Source organism: Bifidobacterium pullorum subsp. gallinarum (assembly GCF_000741215.1).
GTDB classification, from domain to species: Bacteria; Actinomycetota; Actinomycetes; order Actinomycetales; family Bifidobacteriaceae; genus Bifidobacterium; species Bifidobacterium pullorum_B.
Genome location: NZ_JGYX01000001.1, coordinates 247656 through 261137 on the forward strand (window position 1 = coordinate 247656; position 13482 = coordinate 261137).

Sequence of the window (13482 nt, forward strand, 5' to 3'; positions counted from 1 at the left end):
AGGGTTCGGGGTTACAGTTCCTTGTTCAGCCAGATATGGCGGGAGATGGCGTAGGAGACGGCGACCGCCGCCGAGCAGCCGATGACGCCGATCAGCCCCCACATCCAGCCGGGCATGGCGGCCAGCGATTCGGCCATCGAGTGCAACACCTCGTCGGGTATCAGGATGATGCCCACGCCGAACGCACCAGCCACGACGAACACGGCCGACCAGAACCAGCTGGACGCCTTGGTGAACTCGAAGGCGTAGTAGAACGGCATCTCCAACGCCACGATCGCAACGAACGCAGCCATCGCCACACCCACGACCATGCCCGTCGGCAACACCGAGACCGGCGTCGAATCATCCTGCCACGGCAACGGCATCCAGACGACGTCGATCAGCCACAGCAGGCCGATCTGCACGATGATCTCCGCCAGGCAGACCACGCCGAGCACGCCGGCGGACAGGTATCGGCCCACAACCTGATGGGACCGTGTGACCGGCACCAGCGCGCTGAGACGGCCGCATTGGACGCTGCTAGTGTTCACGAACAGCCCGGCCGCGGACAGCGCCCAGTACCCGACGGTCAGCGTCAGGCACAACGCCAGCGCGCCCACCGTGCCGACCATGAACGCGATCAGCGGGAACAGCAGCGGGAACAGGAACGTCACCAGTGTGGAGACCAATCCCGAATCGGTAATCGTCTGGTAGTCAAGCCGCATCGCACGGCGAATCGCAACGGATGCGTCCTTCATGGTCCTCAGAACTCCTTTCGGCGCCGGCAGACGATCGACACCGGCAGGGAGACGGCCGTCATGACGACAAGGACCCCCAGCCCCGCGGGGATGCCGACCGCCGGGTTCGCCATCGCCTGTGCAACGGCGTCGCCGAACGCGTTGAACGCATCCTCCGGCACGAGATACAGCGTCACGGTGACCAACACGGCCACCCCGACGAAGAACGCCGCCACGCACAGCAACGCCTTGCGCATGTCGTTCCACCGGTAGAACAGCGGGAACAGGACCAGCTCGAACACCATGAACGACCATGTGCTGCCCAGCACCGACGTCGTCAGGGCCTGCGCCAGACCGTTCAGGTTCCCGTGGGCCGTCAGATGCAGGATCGCAAGCGCCAGCGTCGTCTCCGCAATGATGATGGCGGCGAACACCGGCAGCGTCAGATACCGACCGATGACCTGGTGCGTGCGGTCGGCGGGGATGATGCCGTTCATCCGCCCATGCTGCTCCAGCCATTCGTAGCTGAACGCGCTGATCGGCAGGATCGTGCCGACGCCGAACACGCTGCCGACCACGCCGCCCGTGGCGAAGTCGGCGGCACCGGAGGTTCTGCCGGCCAAGCCGAAGATGACGGCGAACAGCAGCGGCAGCAGGAACGGCACGAAGCCGCTGGCCGACGATACGGTGATGCGGGCCATGTCCAGACGGAACGAAACCAGTACGGCACGCATGGCTCACACCTCCCCCAGCGAGGATTGCCCGACGTTGGTCAGGCGGATGATGTCGTCGATCGACGCGGGCTCGACCACGATCTGGTCCGCGGGGAAGATCGGCAGGTTCTCGCTGCGCACCAGCGCGTCGAAACCGGTGGAGTAGTGGTGCACGCCGACGCACGCCTTGGCGGGCAGCCGGTCGAGCAGGTCGAGGCCGGCCTTGACGATGCGGAACGAGTCCTCGAACTCGTCCTTGGGACCGGTGAAATACAGTTCGCCGCGGGTGATGTAGGTGATGAAGTCGGCGGCGCGTTCCAGGTCGGCGGTGATATGCGTCGAGAACAGGATGCTGCGCTCGCCGTCCTCGATGGTGGCGGCGAGGATGTCCATCAGCTCGTCGCGGGCGAGCACGTCCAGGCCGCTGGTCGGTTCGTCCAGGATCAGCAGACGGGCGTCGTGGCTCAGCGCCACGGCCAGCATGAGCTTCATCTGCATGCCGCGGGAGAGCTCCTTGACCTTCTTGCCGCGGTCCAGGCCGAATCGCCTGAGGTGGCCGTCGAAGGCCTCATGCCGCCAGGTGCGGTACATGCCGCGCATGACGCGTTCGACCTTGTCGACGCTCCAGGTGTCCACGAAGTAGCTGGTGTCGAAGACCACGCCGAGCTGCTCCTTGACGGCCTCCTCGTCGGCGATCGCGTCCAGACCCAGGACCTGGATCTGGCCGGCGTCGCGGCGGATCATGTTGAGGATCAGCTTGATGAGCGTGGACTTGCCGGCGCCGTTCGGGCCGATCAGGCCCATGATGTAGCCGGCGGGCAGGTCGAAGGTGACGTCTTCCAGCGTGAAGCCGGAATCGTAGTGTTTGGTCGCGCCCGTGACGGACAGCGCCATCGGTGGTGTGGTGGTCATGACTGGTCCTTGTAGCTTGCCTCGAGCATCGCCATCAGGTCGAGCAGCGGGATGTCGGCGGCCTTGGCGGCCGTGCAGGTCTCGTCGAAGATCCGCTGGATGCGCGTGCGGGCCCGCCGCTTCATCAGCTCGGTCCCCTGGCTCATCACGAACGTGCCTTTGCCCTGGATGTTCTCCACAATGCCCTCGTCGGCCAGTTCGTTGTACGCCCTGGTGACGGTGAGCACCGAGATCCGCAGCTCCTTGGCGAGCTTGCGCAGGGAGGGCAGCGCCTCCCCTGCGGCGAGTTCGCCCGAGAGCACCGCCGCTCGAATCTGATCCTTGATTTGCTCGTAGATCGGTTCTCCGGACACGGATGAGATGATCAGCTTCACCGCGTATCCCCTTTCTGATTGTGCTAGCGGAACAGTGATTAACTGTTCTATATAACACTATAACAGTTTCGGGGCAACTGTTCAACTCGGAACATAACAGTCGGCGCGGCGGCCGAGATTACAGGATCTCGGGGGCGTCGGAGAAATCGAAGAGCACGCCGTCAGACACCTCGCAGATCTCGGCCCAGTCGCCGGCGGAGGAATCGTCGTTCATGGCCCAGACCGTCATGCCCACCGACTTGGCGGCCTTGATGCCCACCAGCAGATCCTCGAACACCGTGCAGTCGGCCGGCGAGACGCCGAGGCGTTCGGCCGCCAGCAGGTAGACGTCCGGACTTTCCTTGCTCACGTCGCCCGCGTCATCGACGCTGACCACTTCGTCGAACAGGCCGCCGATGCCGACGTGCGCCATCGCCGGGTCGCGCAGGGCGGGCGGCAGCGAGGTCGCCACGGCCAGCTTGGCGCCCGACGTCCTGAGCAGGTGCAGGTACTCGACGGCGTGCGGCTTGGCCTCGACCACGGTGGAGTAGGCCACCCGGGCCATCTCGTCCCATTCCGCCATCAGCTGCTCGGGGGTGTCCTCCAAGCCGAAGCGCGCGATCGTGTATTCTGCGATCTGGCGGAACTGCATCGCGGAGACCTTGGTCATGTAATCGTCCGGCACCTCGATGCCGCGGCGTCCCAGGAAGTCGATGTCGACCTGATCCCACACGCCCATGGAATCCAGCAATGTGCCATCCAGATCGAAGATGGCGGCCTTACCCGTATTGATGCCCATATACCAAGCATAGTCCATCCCGCTTGTCCGAATCCCCCGATTCGGACAAGCGCGTAACGACGGGCCGGACAGCGGGGACGGCGGGCCGGACAGCCGGGCATCACGACGGGCCGGCCGGGCCGCCGGTTCAGCCCAAGCGGCTTTCGGCGAGCAGTTCGCGCGCATGGTCCAGCGAGGTCTCCGACTCGCTGCCCGAGAGCATGCGTGCGATCTCGGCCACACGCTCCTCCTCACGCACCTCGTGCACGGTAGTGGCCACGCCGTCGGCGGACGGGTCGCCGCCCTTGCTGACCACGAACTGGGCGTCCGCCCAGGAAGCGACCTGCGCCAGATGGGTGACGACGATGACCTGCGCGACGCGGGCCAGCCGGGCCAAACGACGTCCGAGCTCCACGGCGGATTTGCCGCCGACGCCGGCGTCGACCTCGTCGAAGATGAAGGTCATGGCGGGCTGGCCCGGCCGCACCGGGGGATCATCGGCCCGCACGCCGCCGAAATCGGTCACGCCTGCCCTTTCTGAGTCCGTTTCGGTGGACCCGTCGCCACCATCGGCATCCGGGATGGCGACCGAAACGTCGTCCGTCCCATATCCCATGCGGCGTTCGGCGGCCACCAGCTCCAATGCCAGCATCAGTCGGCTCAGCTCGCCGCCCGATGCGCTTCTGCCCATCGGCAGCTGCGGCGAACCGGGGAACGGGGTGAACAGGAACGCGATGTCGTCGCGTCCGTTGGCGTCCAGCGGCCATGTGCCTCCGCGGGCCTCGTCCGCCTCCCGCGGCGTGACGCGGATCTCCAATCCCGCTCCGGACATCGCCAGCGAGGACAGCTCCTCGCCCACGCGCGCGGACAGTTCCTCCGCCGCCCGCCGACGCACGGACGACAGCCTATCGGCTGCCTCCAGCGCGTCCTCGAACAGCCGCCGGCGCTCCTGCCGGAGCTCGGCCAGCTTCTCCGGCGAGGTGTCCAGATCCTCCACGTCCAGCACGGCCCTGTCACGCCAGGCGATTACGTCGGCCAGGGTCGGCCCCCAACGGCGGGTCAGCTCGTCGAGCTCGTGGATGCGCCCGTTGATCGCGTCCAGATCGTCGACGCCCTCCTCCATATCGATCTGGCGGGAAAGGCTGAACACCACATCCGACAGATCCGCGCCGATCGATTCCAGACGGTCGGCCAGATCGGAGAACGGCCCCTCCACATGGATGGCGCGCAGGTGCTGCACGGCGCGTGTAATCAGATCCGAGGCCCCCAATGCGTCCGGATCGCCGTCGACCGCCGAGGCGTCCAACGCGCCCAGCGCGCCGCCCACGCCCTGGGCTATCTCCGCGGCGTTCTCGATGCGGCTGCGGCGGGTCTTGAGGTCCTCGTCCTCCCCCGGCTGCGGATCGACCCGATTGATGCGCTCGATCGATTCGCGTAGGTAGTCGGCCTGCTGCCGGATCAAGGACTCTTGGCTGGCCAGTTTCTCCAGCCGTTCGTCCATGGCCGCCAACGCCTCCCACGCCTGTCGGTATGAGGCCAGTTCCGCCTGGTCGCCGGCCACGGCGTCCAGGAACTCGCGCTGTCTGGCGGCGGAGGCGATGCGCAGCTGGTCGGCCTGCCCGTGCACCGTGACCAGTTCGTCGGTGATGCGGCCCAGCACGGATCGGGGTACGCTACGGCCGTTCGCCGTGGCGCGCGAGCGCCCGGACGCCGGCACGCTGCGTGCCAGGAACAGCTCGCCGTCCTCCGGCTCGACCCCGGCCTCGGCGGCGATGGCGGCCGCCGCGGTCTGCGGCCCGGCCATGAACACCCCTTGCGCCCATGCGGCGTCCGCGCCCGACGACACGCGATTGGCGTCGGCGGCGGCACCGGAGATCAGTCGGATGGCGTTCAGCAGCATCGATTTGCCGGCACCGGTTTCGCCGGTGATGGCGGTCATACCCGGGGCGGGCGTCAGCACGGCCGATCGGATGGGCCCCAGATTGCGGATTTCGAGTTCCTCCAGCATGCCGGATCAGACCTCGCTTCCGCCGGTGTCCCCGGTGGCGCAGGTGCCGCAGCAGCGGTCGGCGTCATCGCTGTGCACGACTTTGGCCGCGGACGGCCAGGAGACCGCGACCTGCCCGTGGTGGACGTCGCCGGTTTTGCGCGCCTGTTCGCGCCAGCCGACCACCGGCAGGTCGAATTTGCTGACCAGACGGCTGGTGAACGGTGCGCCGGACAGACGTGCCAAGCGCAGCATGTTGCGCGATTCGCGCACCTGAACGCGCGTGCCCTTCGGCAGTTCGCGCTGACGGCGCCCGTCGCAGCAGATCCAGCCGTTCGTGGAGGACTCCTCCAGGATGTCCAGGGTGAACGTCGAGTGCGAACCGATGATCAGCGGGCGCGCGAACAGCGCATGCGCGGCGTTCGGTACCAGTTGCAACGCCTTGACGTTCGGCCAGATGATCGGCCCGCCGGCGGAGAACGCGTAGGCGGTGGATCCGGTCGGGGTGGAGACGATCACGCCGTCGCACCCGAACGAGCTCATCTCCACGTCGTCCACGCGGATGGACAGCTCCACCATCCGGCCGCGGTCCACGCGCTCCAGCGTGATATCGTTCAGCGCCCAGTCCTCCAACGGCTTGTCCGCGCCGGGCATCCACACGTCGGTATGCGCGATCATGCGCTCCTCGATCGAATAGTCCCGGTCGGCGATGCGTTGGATCGCCTCGCTCATCTGGAAGCTTTCGAATTCGGCCAGGAACCCCACATGGCCGAGGTTCACGCCCAGGATCGGCACGTCGGTGCAGTGCACCAGCTCGGCGGCGCGCAGGATCGTGCCGTCGCCGCCCAGCACCACCACGATCTCGGTGTCGGGGTCCACGCGCGGCGAGTCGCCGCCGAAGCGCGGCGCGGCCACGTTGTCGACGATCGTCACGCGGAAGCCGGCGTGACGCAGCTGATCCACCGCCTCGGGCACCACCGTTCCGCTTTCGCGCAGACGGCTGTGCGTCACCACCACGGCACGGCGATCGCTGCCCATAATGCCCCTTCCGTTCAAGGTCCATGCGGCGGCGTTCCGGCCGCCCACACCCATCCTAATCGAAGCCGCCCCTGCGCGCCGTACAATGGTGCCGTCGGCCGAACATGTGTCCGGATCGGCGTCACGGACGCACTACGGGCCGCAGCGGGGCCGGTTCCCGGTAAGGAGCAGTGCATGAAGCCATCCAACAGCCATAGACCGTCGATTCGCCGGCGCGCGCCCCGCGGCACCGATCTGTGGCGCGCGCTGGTGGACCCCGATCAGAACCCCTCCGCCCGCACGCGGGTGTTCAGCGACCTGCTGCTCGCCTACCCCGGACGGTTGACCATCATCTACTTCATCATGCTGGTCGTCATCGCCACCGTGCTGCTGACGCTGCCCGTCTCCTCGCGCTCCCCCGGTTCCACGGACCCGCTGACCGCGTTCTACACGGCGGTGTCGGCCCTGTCCACCTGCGGCATACCCATCGTCAACAGCACCGAGCATTGGAGCGTGTTCGGCCAGTGCGTGATCCTGGTGTCGGTGCAATTGGGCGGGCTCGGGGTCATGACCTTCGCCTCGCTGATCATGCTGGCCACGGCACGGCATCTGCGCGCCTCGCAGCGGTTGCGCACCGCCAACGAACTGGGCGCCTCGGCGTTGGGCGAGACCAGGGACGTGCTCGCCGTGGTGTTCGCCACCACGTTCATCATCGAGGGCATCACGTTCGCGGCCCTGTTCCCCGGGCTGTTCTCCATCAACCGGGGCGATTGGGGGCAGACGGCCTGGGAGGCGCTGTTCTACGCGGTGTCGGCCTACAACAACACCGGGTTCACGCCGGATGCGGCGGGTCTGCACGTCAATAACCCGGCCGTCGGCCTGCCGATCCTGCTCAGCGCGTTCTGCGGCACGCTCGGCTTCCCCGTGCTGCTCAACCTGGCGCGCGCCTGCCGCCGCCGCATCCCGCCGCGCCGTTGGCAGCTGCATACCAAGCTCACGCTGGTCACCACGTTCGCGCTGGTCCTGTGCTCCCTGCTGTGGTACGTGGCGGTCGAGTGGAACAACCCGCGGCTGTATGCCGACGCCGATCTCGGCGTCAAGCTCCAGGCCGCGCTGTCCGCCGCGGTGATGCCCCGATCGGCCGGGTTCGACCTGTCCTGGGTGCCGGAGCTGAGCGATCCGACCCGTGTGTTCATGAGCATGCTGATGTTCATCGGCGGCGGCAGCTCCTCCACGGCCGGCGGCATCCGCGTCACCACGCTGGCCGTGCTGGTGCTGACCTGCCGCGCCGCGTTGACCGGGCACGGCGACGTGACGGCCTTCCGCCGCCGTCTGCCCATGCGCGTGGTGATGATGGCCGTCAGCGTGACCCTGATCTTCGCCCTGCTCACCTTCGCCGCCTCGCTCGCGCTGATGTTCGTCACCGGCAAGCCGCTGAGCGATGTGCTGTTCGAAGCCTGTTCGGCCCTGAGCCTCGGCGGCTATTCGGTCGGCGTGGCGAATGCGCAGGAGCCGGCCACGCTGGTCATCCTCGCGCTGCTGATGATCGCCGGCAGGATCGGGCCGACATCGGTCGTCTACGCGATCAGCCGGCCGCATGCCACGGAGGCGATGCGGTATCCGGAGGAAAGTATCATCGTGGGGTAATACCCCGTCGCCCGTTATGGGTGGCATGGATGCGGCCCGCGTAGCGCGTACAGGAAAGGAATGGGACGATGGCGAACGGCAATCGCAGTGTGCTGGTGGTCGGGTTGGGACGGTTCGGCAGCGCCGTGGCCACCACGCTCGACCATATGGGGCAGGACGTGCTCGCGGTCGACAGGAACGCCGAACTGGTCAGCCGATGGTCGTCGATCCTGCCCACCGTGCAGGCCGATCTGACCGACGTGATGGCGGTCGAACAGATCGGCATCACCGACTTCACCACCGCCGTCGTGGCGATTGGCGACAGCGTGGAGGCCTCGGTCCTGGTGACGGGCAACCTGCTGGACGCCGGCATCAGCGACATCTGGGCCAAATCCGTTTCCCTCCAGCATGCGCGCATTCTCGAACGCATCGGCGCCACGCACATCATCAATGCCGAGACCGATGCCGGCAAGCGCGTCGGCCACCTCGTCTCCGGCAACTACCTGGACTACATCGAGATCGACGGCCCGCACACGGTCGTCAAGATCCACACCCCGAACCACCTGATCGGCTACAGCATCGCGGAGGCCCAGGTGCATGAACGGTACGGGGTGACCGTGGTCGCCGTCAAATCGCCGAACCGCGACCTGGAATACGGGTCGAAGGATCTGGTCATGCACCGCAATGACGAGCTGATTCTCATGGGCACGCAGGACCAGATCGAACAATTGATCCGCGGATGACACCGCCCGGGACCTGCATGACGAAAAGCCGCGGAACGGCGCGGCTCCCCGGTCGGCGCGCGACGGATGACCTGCAGAGCCGCTTGCATCGGCGGTGTGCGCTCCGATAATCGAAAGGTACGGCGATGCTGCCGTCATGTAGGGAGAGCACCATGAATCTGCGTCTGTCGGATGGTCATGTCGCCGCCGGGCGATACCGCACGATCGTGGCCCGCGGCCACACCGTCATCGATCCGGGGGTGGTCTTCGACACCCTGGTGGTCGCCGGCGTGGTGGCCATGGTTGGATGCCGGGGCGGAACGGTGGAGTGCAAGGCGGGCCGCATGGTGTGCGCCGGGGATATGGACGTCCGCAATATCATCGGATACGGTGAGATCCACGTCTCGGGCAGGCTGTCCTGTCAGACGCTGCGATTCGTCGGCGTCGTGAGCGCCGACGGAGACCTCGTATGCGCGCGGGATGTTGCCGTCGACGGCATGCTGAGCAACGGCAGTGTCATCTCGGCCGCGTCGGTCACGTTGCACGGCGTGCTCGAAAGCGCGGATGTCCGGACCGATACGCTGAGCATCGAACCGTTGCACAGCATGATGCTGACGCGGCATGCGATGGGCGAGTACACCGCATCGAGCCGCGCCCGCACCGTGGTCGGCAATGCGGTGCGCGTCCATGCCCTGACATGCGTGACCCTGCATGCCGACGCCGTGGAGCTGTCGGAGCGTTGCCGGATCGAGCGCTTGTGCAACGCCTCGCATGTCGCCGGCGACGGCACGGCGGATGTGTCGCTGTTCTGCCCGACCTGTTCGCAGACGCATCTCAAACGCCGCAGGGCCTGAACGCCGCTCAGCGCTCCGCCGCGCGCGCGTACAGCAGGTACTCGGCGTTGCCGTGCGTCCCCTCGATCGGCGATGGCGCCGTGGCGACGACGTCCAATCCGCATTCGTCGGCGCATGCGGCGACGGCCGCCAGCGCCCGCTCGCGCAATGCGGGGTCCTCGACGATGCCGCCCTTGCCCAGATGCCCCTTGCCGACCTCGAACTGCGGCTTGACCAGGAGCACGATATGCGCGTCGGGGGCGGCGATGCGTGCGATCACCGGGATGACGTACGTCAACGAGATGAACGAGACGTCGGAGACCACCATCCGCGGCCGGTAGGGCAGATCGTCGTCCCGCACGTCGCGGATGTTGACGCCGCTCATCTCGATGATGCGCGGATCGCCTGCGATGCGCGGGTCGAGCTGTCCGTGGCCGACGTCGAGGGCGATGACGCGGTGCGCGCCGCGCCGCAGCAGCACGTCGCAGAATCCGCCGGTGGACGCGCCGATGTCCAGGCAGTCGAATCCGACCGGCTCCGGCAGCCCCGCGGCACGGAACGCGTCGAATGCGCCGACCAGTTTGTAGGCGCCGCGGGAGACATAGTCGTCGCCTTTGTCGATGGCGATGTCCGAGGCGGAGGCGATCGTCTGCGCCGGTTTGACGGCGGTGACGCCGTCGACCATGACCTTGCCCGACTTGATCAGCCGTTGCGCCTTGGCCCGGGATTCCACCAGCCCCAGCGCCACGAGTGCGGCGTCCAGACGGTCGGGGATTGTGGTGCCGCCGTTGTCGATGCCCATCAGATATCCCGGCTTTCGTTGAGATCCTGTTGCAGCGCGTCCAGAACCTGCTGGAAGGCCGCGATGCGTTGGTCGTCGTCCAATCCGTCGAGTTCCGCCAGTTCGGGGAACCGCGCGGTCAACGGTGCCGGGGTCTCCCGCTGCGATTCGCTATCGGCATCCGGCATGGTGATGTTCACTCCCCCGCTCCGATGAGGCCGAAATCCGGCAGGATGTCGGCATCCAACGCTCGTCCGTTGTCCGAGGCCTCCCAGGCGGCGCAGCATGCCGCCCGCAGCGCATCCATGGCCGTCGCGTCGCTGACGGTCAGTCGTCCCGCGGCGTCGATGGCGGCCTCGTCCCGTCCGCACACCCAGCGCCCGTCCGGTTCACGGCGCGGCGCGGGTATCGGCTCGTTCAACGCGCGCAGGTCGCGGGCGATGAAGGTCGGCCGCAGGTGGCGGGGGGCGAGCATGAGCTCATGCGGGTTCGTCACGCCGGTCAGCACGGCCAGGGAATCGTAGCCGCCGCGGTTGCCCGCCTCGATATCGGTGTCCAGACGGTCGCCGATGGCCAGGCACAGCTCCCGCCGGACCGGTTCCGCGCCGTCGGCGGCCGCCAACAGCCGGGCCTCGTCGTACATGGCCGATTCCGGTTTGCCGGCGCAGGCCGCGGGCTGCACGCCGGTGGCGTTGACGACGGCCTGGACCATCGACCCGCATCCGGGGGCGATGCCCAGTTCGCGGGGTATGGTCAGATCGCGGTTGGTCACGTAATAGGCGGCGCCACGCTCCACGGCGAAGGCCGCCTGCGCCAGCTGGTTCCAGGTCATATCGGGGTACCAGCCCTGCACCACGGCGGCGGGATCGTCCTCGGCGCGCTCCACGATCTCAAGCCCCTGCCGGGCGATCTCCTCGCGCAGATGCTCCGCACCCACCACCAGCACCTTCGCGCCGTGCGGCACCGCGCGGGCGACCATGCGTGCGGCCACCACCGAGGAGGTGATGACCTGCCGGGGTTCGACGCTCAGGCCGAATCCGATGAGCTGATCGGCCACCACGGACTGGAAGCGCGAGGAATTGTTCGTGGTGTATTCGATGGCCATGCCCCTACGCTCGGCGTCTCTGATGGCATCGGAGGCGTGGTCCACCGGGTTCTTGCCTCGGTAGACCACGCCGTCCAGGTCCAGCAGCGCCAGCGCGTAGGCTTCGGCCAACGGGCGATCGGAGCCGCGAAGGTACGCCGGCATGCCGTCAGTCCTCGTCGGAGGCCGGCTCGGTGGAGTCGTCCTGCGGCTGGTCGGCGTCCGATTCGCCGGTGGCGGGTTCGACCACGGATGAGGCGCCGTCCTGCGCCTCCTGCGCGGGCAGTTCGCTCTCGTCGTCGGATTCGGTGTCGTCATCGTCGATGCCGGCGTCGGCCAGGATCTCGCGCACCTCGTCGTCCACGGTGAAATCGGCGTCCTCCGACTCGTCCTCGCCCGACTCGTCGTCGGTGTCGGACTCATCGGCCCGGCCCTCGCCATGCTCGCCCTCGTCGGCCTCGTCGTCCGGAGCGAAGCGCGCGTCGTCGGCGGTGATGCCGAGGTCCTCCATCAGGTCCTCCGACATGGTCTGCAGATCGTAGTCGATCAGCACGTCCTCATCGGTCTCGTCCTCGTCCACGTCGGCGTACTGCATCTCCAGCTTGTCCAGCATGGTGTCGAGGGCCACCGCCTCGTCCGTGCGTCCGGCCTCCTCGAGGAAGTACTGCTCGGCCTGGACCGCGCGCATGCGGTAGGCGCCGGCCAATCCCTTGGAACGGCCCAGCGTATGCACGATCTGAATGGCCTTGTCCCACAGCTCCAGATCGCCCAGGGCGCCGGCGTACACCAGGAACATCTCGGCCTTGGCCTCGCCGCGCAGATACTTGGCGTCGTCGGACATGGCCAGCTCGATGGCCTTCTTCGGATTGCCCACGCCGCGCTCGCAGTCGGCGATGAACGGCAGATAATCCAGGAAGCCGTTCATGCGGTAGGCGGTGCGGAACTCGCGCATCGCCAGCTTGTAGTCGCCCTGACGGTAGGCGATGAACGCCAGCGTCTCACGGGCGATGTCGATGCGGGAGGCCTGCTTGGCGGCCCACTTGGCATGCGCCAGCGCATTCTCCGGATCGTTCTCCTCCTGCGCGTACGCGGCCAGGATATGCAGGCCGATGTTCTCGGCATGCTCCTTCGACAGACCGCGCAGGCGTTCGCGTTCGTCCTTGGAAAGCATCGACCATTCAAGCCCCTTGGGCATCTTGGGCTCTCCCGGACGGCGGTCGGTATACGGGTTCTGCGAGGGGAAGCTCATCGTGCCGTCGGAATTGCGGCGTGGCTTGGACATGTACTCGCCGCGCTTGGCCTCACGGTACTGGCGCTTCTCCTCGGGGGTGAACTCCCGACGCTCGTCGCGGGCCTGCCCGTCGTGTCGGCGGTCCTGGCGGTCCTGATGATACGGACGGTTCTGGTCGCGGAATCCATCGCGGCCGCCGTCACGATAGCGCGGATTGTCGCCGCCATGCTGGCCGTTACGACGGAAGCCGGAACGATTGCCCTGCCCGTTGCCGTGATGGAAGGAACGGTTGCCGCCACCCTGTCCGTTACGATGGCCGCCGTTGCCGTAACGACGCTCGCCCTCACCGTCGTTGTAGCGGCGTTCGCCGTCACCATTGTAGCGACGCTCGCCGTTGTAGCGGCGCTCGCCGTTGTAACGGCGTTCACCGTCACGGTGGAACCGACGCTCGCCGTTGTAATGACGTTCACCGTCGCGGTGGAACCGGCGCTCGCCGTCACCGGCACCATGCCGTGCGTCATCGTGGCGACGGTACCCGCCGTTGTCATCGTGACGGCGCGGCCTGAACCCCTTGTCGCCGTAGCTCTTGCCGCCGTTGCCGCGCGGCTTGAACCCCTTGCCCCCGCGATTGCCGGGGCGGCCGGAGCCGGGCTTGCGGCCGCCGTACGAGCGGCCACCGTGCGAAGCGTGATTGTTGTTGCCTTCTGCCATGTCGTTCCTTTTCATCCG

General features: G+C 67.2%; 14 protein-coding genes. 3 read left to right on the forward strand and 11 right to left on the reverse strand.

The window, feature by feature from the left end:
* Window positions 1-11 precede the first annotated feature (11 nt).
* From BIGA_RS01180 to BIGA_RS01210, 7 genes are all read right to left on the reverse strand, one after another.
* Entirely contained in the window at window positions 12-737 is a 726-nt protein-coding gene (locus BIGA_RS01180; protein WP_033505797.1) for an ABC-2 transporter permease, read from the reverse strand.
* Between the two features lie 5 nt (window positions 738-742).
* The gene (locus BIGA_RS01185) at window positions 743-1450 is read right to left on the reverse strand and encodes an ABC-2 transporter permease (RefSeq protein WP_033505798.1); all 708 of its coding nucleotides are present in this window, start codon (window positions 1448-1450) and stop codon (window positions 743-745) included.
* Window positions 1451-1453: 3 nt separating this feature from the next.
* Window positions 1454-2341: an ABC transporter ATP-binding protein gene (locus BIGA_RS01190; protein ID WP_033505800.1), complete on the reverse strand. Its 888-nt coding sequence runs from the start codon at window positions 2339-2341 to the stop codon at window positions 1454-1456.
* Complete coding sequence (locus tag BIGA_RS01195; RefSeq protein WP_033505802.1) at window positions 2338-2715, reverse strand: GntR family transcriptional regulator; 378 nt, start codon at window positions 2713-2715, stop codon at window positions 2338-2340. The genes BIGA_RS01190 and BIGA_RS01195 overlap by 4 nt, the downstream gene beginning before the upstream one ends.
* Before the next feature lie 118 nt (window positions 2716-2833).
* Window positions 2834-3493 carry an HAD family hydrolase gene (locus tag BIGA_RS01200; protein WP_033505803.1) on the reverse strand — a complete coding sequence of 220 codons (660 nt, stop codon included), beginning with the start codon at window positions 3491-3493 and terminating at the stop codon, window positions 2834-2836.
* A 127-nt stretch (window positions 3494-3620) separates the two neighbouring features.
* Window positions 3621-5480: a DNA repair protein RecN gene (locus tag BIGA_RS01205; RefSeq protein ID WP_033505805.1), complete on the reverse strand. Its 1860-nt coding sequence runs from the start codon at window positions 5478-5480 to the stop codon at window positions 3621-3623.
* Between the two features lie 6 nt (window positions 5481-5486).
* On the reverse strand, window positions 5487-6497 hold the full coding sequence (locus BIGA_RS01210) for an NAD kinase (protein WP_051912196.1): 1011 nt from the start codon (window positions 6495-6497) through the stop codon (window positions 5487-5489).
* 174 nt (window positions 6498-6671) lie between these two features.
* Between BIGA_RS01210 and BIGA_RS01215 the strand changes: the two genes are divergently transcribed.
* From BIGA_RS01215 to BIGA_RS01225, 3 genes are all read left to right on the forward strand, one after another.
* Window positions 6672-8123 (forward strand): TrkH family potassium uptake protein, encoded by a 1452-nt coding sequence (locus BIGA_RS01215; RefSeq protein WP_081929303.1) that lies wholly within the window; start codon window positions 6672-6674, stop codon window positions 8121-8123.
* Between the two features lie 68 nt (window positions 8124-8191).
* A complete protein-coding gene (locus BIGA_RS01220) occupies window positions 8192-8845 on the forward strand; it encodes a potassium channel family protein (protein ID WP_033505807.1) in 654 nt (217 codons plus the stop codon).
* 152 nt (window positions 8846-8997) lie between these two features.
* Window positions 8998-9678 carry a hypothetical protein gene (locus BIGA_RS01225; RefSeq protein ID WP_033505809.1) on the forward strand — a complete coding sequence of 227 codons (681 nt, stop codon included), beginning with the start codon at window positions 8998-9000 and terminating at the stop codon, window positions 9676-9678.
* Between the two features lie 7 nt (window positions 9679-9685).
* Here the strand turns inward: BIGA_RS01225 and BIGA_RS01230 are convergent, their stop codons facing one another.
* From BIGA_RS01230 to BIGA_RS09780, 4 genes are read right to left on the reverse strand one after another with little or no spacing between them, the layout of a single operon-like run.
* Complete coding sequence (locus BIGA_RS01230; protein ID WP_033505811.1) at window positions 9686-10459, reverse strand: TlyA family RNA methyltransferase; 774 nt, start codon at window positions 10457-10459, stop codon at window positions 9686-9688.
* Window positions 10459-10626 (reverse strand): hypothetical protein, encoded by a 168-nt coding sequence (locus BIGA_RS09655; RefSeq protein WP_162832086.1) that lies wholly within the window; start codon window positions 10624-10626, stop codon window positions 10459-10461. The genes BIGA_RS01230 and BIGA_RS09655 overlap by 1 nt, the downstream gene beginning before the upstream one ends.
* Before the next feature lie 8 nt (window positions 10627-10634).
* Window positions 10635-11687, reverse strand: a complete 1053-nt coding sequence (locus BIGA_RS01240) for an HAD-IIA family hydrolase (RefSeq protein WP_033505814.1) — start codon at window positions 11685-11687, stop codon at window positions 10635-10637.
* Window positions 11688-11691: 4 nt separating this feature from the next.
* Window positions 11692-13464, reverse strand: coding sequence for a helicase (locus BIGA_RS09780; RefSeq protein WP_033505815.1), 1773 nt, complete (start codon window positions 13462-13464; stop codon window positions 11692-11694).
* Window positions 13465-13482: the final 18 nt, after the last annotated feature.